Source organism: Phenylobacterium sp. (assembly GCF_004297125.1).
Taxonomy (GTDB): domain Bacteria; phylum Pseudomonadota; class Alphaproteobacteria; order Caulobacterales; family Caulobacteraceae; genus Phenylobacterium.
The window spans coordinates 1-8909 of the sequence record NZ_SCVD01000041.1 but is presented as its reverse complement, the minus strand read 5'-3'; the positions used below and the strand labels follow the sequence as shown (position 1 = coordinate 8909).

The following is an 8909-nucleotide window of genomic DNA, read 5'->3' as shown; positions in this document are numbered from 1 at the left end:
TCGGCGACAACACCGACAAGTCGCCGACCTGGTCGCGGCATGCTCAGGAGTGTCGAAAGTTCGTCGACCTCCTGAACGCGCGCGGCGGCAAGGCCGAAATCCTTTTCCTTCCGTCTGTGGGCCTCACGGGCAACACCCACATCCCCTTCGCAGACCTCAACAATGTCGCGGTGGCCGATCAACTCTCGGCCTTCCTGCATCGTCACATGCTGGACTTGCGCGGAGGGAGGATCGACAAGGTCCGGCCCTGATCGTCGCGCCCTGAGGCGGTTCCGGGAATAGAACGGCAGGCGGGCGTGGTGCGCCAACTTGGAGGCGCCACGGATCCTCGGGAGGCGCCCGTCGCTACCCGCAGGAGGCGATCCCCAACCTCGCCGTGCGGCCGGCCGTTTCTCGGCGGCTTCCGCCAGCGCGGGCATGCTGTCCGTTGGCCCGTTCCAATTCTGTCAGACGCCGCTGCTAGGCCTCAGCCATCCCGGCCGCCGAATCGGTGGCCGGCGGCGGCCGTGCGCTGGACCCCCACAGACGCCGGTGGCATCACGAGACTCCGAGCCTGTGAGGAATGAATGCCGGATCCCCCCGCTTCGACCAAGTTGAGCAATCGGGCTCGATCCTCGGACCATGCGCCGGTGGACAATGCGCTCGCCCGGATTCGGGCGCTGCTGGACGCCCTCGCCCCCGGCGCCCGGCGGATCGCCGACTATGTGCTCGAACGACCCGAGGACGTGCTCAAGATGTCGGTCACGGAGTTGTCCGAAGCGACGCAGGCGTCCGAAGGCAGCGTCGTGAACTTCTGCCAGCGCCTGGGCCTGTCCGGCTTCCAGCAGCTGAAACTGAGCCTGGCGCAGGCCATAGTCCGCCCGGTCCAGTTCATCCACGAGGACCTGGAGATCGGCGACGACGCGAACATCGTCTGCCGCAAGATCTTCCACTCGGGCATCCAGGCCCTGCAGGACACTCTGTCGGTGCTGGATCCCACCGCCTTGGCCCGGGCCGTCGACCTGCTGCGCGCCGCCCGCCGCATCGAGGTCTACGGCATCGGTTCGTCGGCCCCGATCGCCGATGACGCTCACTACCGCATGCTGCGCATCGGGCTCGACGCCAAGGCTGTCACCGACAGCCACATCCAGGCGATCAGCGCCTCGCGCACCGACCCGGGCGTCGCAGTGCTGACGATCTCCCACTCGGGAGCCACGCACGAGACGATGATGTCCACCAAGCTGGCAAAGGCGGCGGGCGCCCAGACCGTGGTCATCACCAACTACGCCCGCTCTCCCATCCAGGCGCACGCGGACGTGGTGCTGTTCACCATGGCCCGCGAGACCCGCTTTCGCACCGAGGCGATGATGAGCCGGATCGCTCAGCTCTGCGTGGTCGACGCCCTGATCGCGGCCCTGGCCCTGGCGGACCACGACCGCGCCACGGAAACCTTGCGCAGCACCTTCGACACGCTCTCGAGCAAGCGCTTCTGAGGCCCTTCAGGCGACGAGGTCCTCGAGGCTGAGGGCGCCGGGTCCTTCCACGAGGATGCAGCGCAGTCCCAGGGGGGCGGCGCCGGCCACGTCGGTGTCGGGATTGTCGCCGATCATCACCGCCTCCTCCGGCCGGACCGACAGCGCCTCGCAGGCGCGCAGGAAGAGCGTGGGATTGGGCTTGCCCACCACCTCCACCTCCACCGACGACGGCTCGACGCAGGTCAGCAACGCCGCCATCAGCGCACCGGTCTCCGGCATCACCAGATCCTCCGCGGAGGGATGGGTCCGGTCCGGATTGCCCACCAGCAGCCGCGCCCCGCGACGCAGCGCGTTCGCGGCCTGGGTGAGCTTGGCGTACGAGAAGCGCGTGTCGCGGAGCAGCACCACGAGGTCGGCCTCGTCGTTGGAGAGGTGAAGCCCCATCCGCCGGGCGGCCTCCTCCATCCGCGGCGTGCCGAGCAACATCGTCCGCCGCGGCGCCAATTGGCGCGCGCGCAGCAGCGTTTCGATCCCGGCGAGGATCACCCGTTCCGGCTCCACGAGCACGCCGCCGGTCCTCAGCCGGTCGGCGAAGAAGCCCCGCACGTGGCTGGTGTTGTTCGAGACGATAGCGAAGGCCTGGGGACGCGCGGCCATGAGGGACAGCGCCGCGGGCTGCGGGCGGTCGGCGATCGCGGCGCAGCCGTCCCAGTCGAGCAGGATCGCCTTTGCCTCCGCGATCGCCCGGCGGGCTTCCATGGCGTCCTCAATGGCGCGCGCGACCTGCGGCGACCGAAAGTCATGACGATTCAAGAGTAGACTCCGCGCGCCATCTGGCCGGATGGCGCAGGTTGGGGGAGAGCGCTCCGGACCTCAGGCCGGGCTCAGGACTGACCGTCGCGCGCAACGCGGGTCGCGGAGGGATAGGCTGGCCCCGCTGCGCGCGACGGCTTCCAGCGTCTAGAAACGCGCCGTGAAGGTGCCGTAGAAGGCGCGCGGCTTGCCTTCGAACGGATAGCCGAAGAAGTACCTGGGATCGCGGTTCGTATATTCCCCGCGATTGAAGGCGGATCCGTACAGCTGATTTCCGAAGCCGTAGCGCTCGGCGTATTTCTCGTTGAACACGTTCACGACGCGGAACTGCAGCTGGTATTGCAGATCGTCGCCGAGGAAGTAGTTCACCGTGGCGTTGGTGACCGTGTACTTGCCGAAGTTTTTCCGGATCTGCGGGACGCCGTTGACCGTGAGGCCGCCGCTGGCGAACTCCGACCCCTGGAGCCGGGGCATGACCGCCACGTTGAGCCGCCGGTCGGGGGAGGTCCACTCCAGCATGCCGCTGATGAACCAGGCCGGCGTCTCGCCGATCTGTTCGCCCTTGAGCACGCCCGTCTTCGCCGCCGCGTCCTGGGCCGTGTAGCCGAGGTTGATGCGCCAGCTCTCACCGACGTTCAGGTTGATGTCGGCGGTGACCCCCAGGATGCGCGTGATGGCGGGGTCGTTGTAGTAGGTGTTGCGCGACGGGAAGCCGTTGCCCGCCGGGATCGGGAAGTCCGTGGTCGTGCGGATCCGGTTGGTGATCTCGGTCTTGAAGCCCCCGACCTCCGCCGACACGGCGAACCCGTCGAACCGGCGCTCGTAGCCGAAGCCGCCGTTGTAGGTCTCGGTCTCCTCGGTCTGCAGGTTCGGGTTCCCGACGACCGTGGATGTGTCGTTCCGCAGCTCGGTGATGCGGGGCAGGCTGTACGACGTGCCGCCGTTCGCACGGACGTAGAACCCGTAGGGCAGCGGCTGGCGCACGCCGAACTTCCAGATGGTGCGCTTCTCGGAGCCCGGGAGGAAGTCGGTGCGGACCGCCAGAGAGATGGCTGTGTCGGGGCTGAAGGGCAGCCTCGGCCGGGCGTCGATGAAGACGCCCTTCGTGGTCGCCGGATCGTTGTCCACGGGGTACTCGGCGGCCGAGTCGTCCTGGTAGCGGACCACCTGCCCGCCGACGACGAACTCCAGGTATTCGCCGAGGTTGACCGTGTTGCGCACCGTCAGCCCGTATTCCTTGAAGCCGGCGCGGCGCTGGTTGGTCGAGCCGAAGCCTCGGTTCGCGCCATTCGCAAACACCTTGCCCGACCAGGCCCCGAACGGGACGCGGGCGTTCGTGGCCGGGTTTACGCATCCGGCCTGGACCAGGCAGATGTCGGGGTAGAGCTCGGTGTTCCAAAGCTTGGGGTTGCTGTAGTAGCCGTTCACCTCGGTGAGCAGCATCGGCGACCAGCGCTTCTCCAGCGATCCGTCGATGATCGGGTAGCGGACCGTGTTGGGCGAGTGGACCTCGCGGTCCGGGAACGCGTCCTGGAACTGGGACTCGGTGTATTCGCCATTCAGGCGGAACTCGGTCGAGTCATCGATCTTCCAGAGGTATTTCACCCCCACTTCATTGCGGTTCAGCGGATACTCCTGGACGCCGCCGGCGGCGCGGACGTTGTCCACGAAGTCGTCGGGGTTGAAGATCCGCGGCCCGTCGGTGGCCTGCATCGAGCCGTAGAACATCACGCTGTGGCGACCGTCGGCGTCGATGGGAAACGAATAGTTGCCCCAGATCTCCCGCGACTCGAACGAGCCGTAGCTCACGCCGAGTTCACCCTTGCGCGTGCCGTCGGGCTTCTTGGTCACCAGGCTGATGACGCCGATGCCGCCGTTGCTGCCGAAGAAGAGGCTGTTGCCGCCGCGAAAGACCTCCACGCGCTCGATCATGTGAGGATCGATGGTGGTGGTGCCCCAGATGTCCTCGAGGGCCGGACCGCGGTCGTAGAGCGGCACCCCGTCGCGCACCACCAGCGTGTCGCGGTCGCCGCCGCCGTCGAGGCGAATCGTGTATTCGCCTTCGTCGGGCGAGTAGCCGACGTTCACGCCCTTCACCAGGAACTGGGCCAGTTCCGCGAAGTTCACCGCCCCGCTCTTCGCCACGTCGGCGGCGGTGACCACCTGGACCGAGTTGCCGTACTCGACGGCCTCGACCGCCTTCACCGAGCCCATGTCGGCGCGTTTGCCCTTCACCAGCACCTCGCTGACGTTAGGACCTGCGGCGTCCGCGTCCGCCTCGGCGGCCCAGGCCAGCGCTGGCGTCGCGCACCCGGCCAGCAGCGCGGCGGCGAAGGCCGCGGCCGTCGGCTTGTGTCTCTTGATCATGACAACCCATCCCCTGGTCATGCGAGCGATCCTCGCGTTCGGCTCGGGGGACCCGTTCCGGCCCCCGTCGGGCTGGGATCAGTAGGGGTCTCTCGTGACGCTGGAATGAATATTTCTCATTTATTTTAAGAGACGATAATGAACTTTACGCATATCGGCCCGGTGCGATCTGGACGCACGCCAGAGGGCACGGCCGCGAGCTGCGGCCGTGCCTGAGCGTTCCTCAGTGTCTGGCGCGGATGACCCCGCGCGGATGTCGGAGGCTAGGCGCCCATGGCGGGATCGCTGATCCCGTGAGCGCCGGTTTCCACGCGGCCCGCGGCCCGGCGGACCACCCCCTGCGCGGACACGCTGACGTCGTACCAGTCGCCGGAGCCGGCCACCGACCATCTCCGCGTCGAACGGCCCTTGGCGGGGACGCGGACCTCGCCGCCCGCCTCGCCATAGGCGTTGTGGCGGATCGCCGCGTCCTGGGCCTGGGCAGAGGCGTTGCGGATCTCCAGCTCCACCTCGCGCGCCTGCGGACGGTAGCGGAGCTCGACCTCCAGCCCTCCGCCGGTCGCGCCCTGGAAGTCCCGACGGAAGCCGTTGTGACTGAAGACCGCGAGGTCGTAGCGGCCATCGTCGCCGCCCGTCGGCCAGGCGTCCGAGATCGTCTTGCCCGCCTCCACGGTGTAGCGGCGCGGGATGCGGTCGAGGTGGAGGCGATCGTAGACGTGGAACACGGCGCCCACCTGGCCGCCGTTGCGGAACTCCAGGCGCACCTCGCCGGCCGCGACCTCGGCCTTGACGTTCAGCACATAGGGCAAGGCGCGCGAGGGGCGTACGCCCGTCTCCGCCCGCACCGGCTGGGGCCGTTCCGGCGGAAGGATGCGCGGGCGCTGGACGTGCTCCAGCACCACCGCCGAGGCGCCGCTGACGTCCGGCAGGTCCGGGAACGCCGGGTCGTTCGGCTTGGCGAAGTCGAAGGCCGAGGTGAGGTCTCCGCAGACCGCCCGATGCCAGGGGCTGATGCCCGGCACGGTGACGCCGAACCGCGTCTCGAGGAACTGACCCACCGAGGTGTGGTCGAAGGTCTCCGAGCTGACCCACCCGCCCTTGCTCCAGGGCGAGACCACGTACATGGGCACCCGAGGGCCCAGGCCGAACGGCCGCACCAGGCCGCTCTGGGCGTCGCGCGCGTCGATGTGCTTGCGCTGGGGGTCGGAGAAATAGTGACCCCGAAGGTCCAGGGTCGACTTGCCGGCGAGCCGGCCTTCGGCGTCGTAGGACGGCGGCGCCGGCGGCGGCAGGTGGTCGAACTGGCCGTCGTTCTCGTCGAAGGTAAGGAAGAAGACCGTCTTGCCCCAGACCTCGGGGTTGGCGGTCAGGGCTTCCAGCACCTTGGCGGTGAACTCGGCCCCCTGGAGCGGGGTCGAGGCGCCGGGATGCTCGGAAAACGGCGCCGAAGGCAGGATCCAGCTCACCGCCGGCAGGGTTCCCTCCTGGACGTCACGCGCCAACTGCTCCAGCGACCAGTGGCGCATGCCCTTCTCGTAGAGGGCCGAGCCGGGCTTGCAGCTCCGGAAGCTCTCGAACGCCAGGCCGCCGTGCATGGCGCCGGTCCAGTTGTTGTTGGGGTCCTGGTAGATGCGCCAGGACACGCCCGCCTTCTCCAGGACATCGGGGATGGTGTCCCACTTCAGGCTGTTGCCGGCGTAGGTGTAGCCGGGCTCCGGCAGGGCGCCCTTCACCCAACAGCGCCAGTTGTCGGGCTCGGCATGGTCGTCGGTGCAGTCGACGCCCTTGGCGCGCAGCTCGGGGTCGGAGCTGGATCCCGACCAGAAGACGATGCGGTTGGGGTCCGTCCCGGCCGTGACCGAGCAGTGGTAGGCGTCGCAGATGGTGAACGCCTCGGCCAGGGCGAACTGGAAGGGAATGTCCTCGCGGCGGTAGTAGCCCATCGAGTAGGCGGTCTTGAACCGCGGCCACTCCTCGATCTTCCCCTGCCCCCAGGCGGCCTGGGCGTCGGCGTAGGAGTGGGGCGTGCCGGGTACGCGCATGGCGTCGGTTTTGCTGGTGTCGAGGTGGAACGGCGGCAGTTCGCGCTTGCCGTCCGACTGGCGCCACACGTCGCGTCCCCCGGCCAACGGGATCGGGTGGCGGTCACCGAACCCGCGCACGCCGCGCAGGGTCCCGAAGTAATGGTCGAAGGATCGGTTCTCCTGCATCAGGATCACCACGTGCTTCACGTCCTGGATCGTGCCGGCCACCTGCCGGGCGGGAAGCGCCAGGGCCCGCTGGATCGCCAACGGCATGGTGGCGATCGCCGCCCCGCCGGCCGCGGCGCCCGACGCCAGCCTGAGAAATGTCCGCCGATCCGTCTCGCTCATCACCAACCCCATCGTTCGATCCGAGGCCACACTGGCGCGAGGCCATGACGCCGGCGTGTGGCGTCCGTGACGGGTCAATGAATATTTCTCAGCTCAAACACGGAATGAGAGTGAGTTTATCGCGATGCCCGCTAGAAGTGGGCGCGCCGCAGGCGGGCGGAGAGCTGGTCGATCAGGAAGACCGCCGCGAACATCGCCACCAGGATCGTGCCGACATGGTGATAGTTGTACATGTCGAACCGGCCCTTCAGCTCCTGGCCGATGCCCCCCGCGCCGACCAGGCCGACGACGGTCGCCATGCGGAAGTTCCGATCCAGCACGTAGAGCGTGTAGCCGATATATTGCGGCATCACCTGCGGCAGGATGGCGAAGCGAAGCACTTTCAGCCGGTTGGCGCCCGTGGCCGCCAGGGCCTCCTGCGGCTTGGGGTCGGCGGCCTCGACGTCCTCGGCGTAGAACTTGCCCAGGAACCCCGCGCCGTGCAGCGCCAGGGCCAGGACGCCGGCCACCGGTCCGAAGCCGTAGGCCACCACCAGGAACAGCGCGCTGACCAGCTCGGGCACGGCGCGCAGCAGGCTGACCAGCGCCCGCGCCCCGCCATAGAGCCACGCGTGAGGGGTCAGGTTGCGGGCGGAGAAGAACGCCAGGGGCGCGCTCATGAGCACCGCCAGCAGCGTGCCCCAGAACGCGATCATCAGGGTCTCCCACAGCTTCACGCCCACGCGGACGAGATAGCCGACGGGCTCCACCAGATACTCGGTGCGCTCGACCACGGCGCGCATCTGCAACGTCTCGGGGTCGAGGCGCTCGGTGCGGGTGTCCACGACCTCGATGCGCGAGAAGAGCGGCAGGCGGTCGCGGTCGAGGCCCTCGATCCTAGACACCTCCCGGCGTTCCGAGACCTGCAGGGGGATAAGCTGGCGGCCGATGGCGCCCAGGCCGTCCACGACCTGCGACTTGCCGCCCGTGGCCAGGGCGACGACGGCTTCGCCCGTCATCCGCAGCATCCGGCCGGCCTCGACGCTCGGCGCGGACACGACGATCGCCGCGAGCAGCAGGAGCCAAGCGGCCAGAGCGCGAGGACGCACCGCCGCCGGGAAGCGCCAGGGCGAGGCGGGCCGCGCCTCGGTGGAGACGGGCGCGAGGGTCATCGCAGTTCCTCCGTGGCGGAGCCATAGATCGCCAACGCGGCGGCCTCATCGAACGCCACGGCCGGGCCGTCGAACATGAGACGGCCGGCGCGCAGGGCGACGATGCGGTCGGCGAAGCGTCGGGCGAGGTCCACCTGGTGCAGGCTGCACAGGACGCTCGCGCCCCGCGCCCGGGCCTCGCGGCGCATCAGGTCCAGCACCTCGACGCTGACGCGGGGGTCGAGGCTCGCCACGGGCTCGTCGGCGATCAGGATCTCAGGGTCCAGCATCAGGGCGCGGGCGATGCCGACCCGCTGCCGCTGGCCGCCGGACAATTCCGACACGCGGCGGGTCAGGTGTTCAGGCGAAAGCCCCACCTCGGCCAGCAGCGTGCAGGCCTTCGCCCGGTAGGCGGCGGGATAGATCCCCAAGAGGGCCCGCCAGGTGGCGATCTCGGCGACGGCCCCGGCGATCATGTTCTCCGCCACGGTGGCGCGATCCACGAGGCCGTAGTGCTGATGGACCATCCCGACCTTGCGCCGGACCGCGGGCAGATGCTCGGCGTCGACCGGCGTCCCATCGACGAGCACCCTTCCCTCGGTCAGTTCCGTCAAGCCGTTCACCGCGCGCAGGAGGGTCGACTTCCCGCTGCCCGAGGGTCCGACCAGGGCGCAGACCTGGCCGCGCGGCACGGCGAAGGTGATGTCGGCGAGCGCCTGGGTCCCGTCCGCGAACCGCTTCGAGGCCCCGGCGAAGGCCAGGTGGGGCTGGGC

At 68.9% G+C, this 8909-nt stretch carries 7 protein-coding genes; 2 read left to right on the top strand and 5 right to left on the bottom strand.

The genetic code is table 11. From position 1 onward, the window contains the following. Positions 1-251: hypothetical protein (locus tag EPO51_RS27890; protein WP_465246647.1), on the top strand; the 251-nt coding region annotated here is incomplete at its 5' end. Positions 252-566: 315 nt separating this feature from the next. Then, positions 567-1472, top strand: coding sequence for a MurR/RpiR family transcriptional regulator (locus EPO51_RS27885; RefSeq protein ID WP_293357539.1), 906 nt, complete (start codon positions 567-569; stop codon positions 1470-1472). A gap of 6 nt (positions 1473-1478) precedes the next feature. Here the strand turns inward: EPO51_RS27885 and EPO51_RS27880 are convergent, their stop codons facing one another. The 5 genes from EPO51_RS27880 to EPO51_RS27860 all read right to left on the bottom strand — a co-directional run. Further along, positions 1479-2213 carry an HAD-IIA family hydrolase gene (locus EPO51_RS27880; protein ID WP_363201574.1) on the bottom strand — a complete coding sequence of 245 codons (735 nt, stop codon included), beginning with the start codon at positions 2211-2213 and terminating at the stop codon, positions 1479-1481. Between the two features lie 201 nt (positions 2214-2414). After that, the gene (locus EPO51_RS27875; protein WP_293357535.1) at positions 2415-4634 is read right to left on the bottom strand and encodes a TonB-dependent receptor plug domain-containing protein; all 2220 of its coding nucleotides are present in this window, start codon (positions 4632-4634) and stop codon (positions 2415-2417) included. A 263-nt stretch (positions 4635-4897) separates the two neighbouring features. Continuing rightward, positions 4898-7006: a phosphocholine-specific phospholipase C gene (locus EPO51_RS27870; protein ID WP_293357533.1), complete on the bottom strand. Its 2109-nt coding sequence runs from the start codon at positions 7004-7006 to the stop codon at positions 4898-4900. A 131-nt stretch (positions 7007-7137) separates the two neighbouring features. Then, the gene (gene phnE, locus EPO51_RS27865; RefSeq protein WP_293357531.1) at positions 7138-8157 is read right to left on the bottom strand and encodes a phosphonate ABC transporter, permease protein PhnE; all 1020 of its coding nucleotides are present in this window, start codon (positions 8155-8157) and stop codon (positions 7138-7140) included. After that, positions 8154-8909: phosphonate ABC transporter ATP-binding protein (locus EPO51_RS27860; RefSeq protein ID WP_293357509.1), on the bottom strand; the 756-nt coding region annotated here is incomplete at its 5' end. The genes phnE and EPO51_RS27860, both read right to left, overlap by 4 nt.